We start from the raw sequence: 263 nt of genomic DNA on the forward strand, positions 1-263 counted from the left end.
GTGTTTTGGGTGCTCACGCAAATAGTGTTGAATAAGGCTAATTGGCACCAGTAGTGGCATTAAACCTTCACGATATTGATGAATCCGCTCAGACAGTTCTTCACGCTGTTGTGAACTTAGGTCGCGCTTGAAGTAACCTTGCAAATGTTGCAATACATTACAGTGATTTTTGCGGCTGCAGTTATGTTTGAGTATTCCCATAAAGCCTTCAATGTAAGCAGCAAAACCATGCTGGTTTTTATTGCTTAAACTGGCCACCAAGG

Annotated in this window: 1 protein-coding gene; it reads right to left on the minus strand. The window is 42.2% G+C overall.

Translation table 11 applies throughout. From position 1 onward, the window contains the following. Positions 1 to 263: DUF1722 domain-containing protein (locus Q4528_RS14290; protein WP_303522285.1), on the minus strand; the 263-nt coding region annotated here is incomplete at both ends.

The organism is Staphylococcus pasteuri, from assembly GCF_030547725.1.
Lineage (GTDB): Bacteria > Bacillota > Bacilli > Staphylococcales > Staphylococcaceae > Staphylococcus > Staphylococcus pasteuri.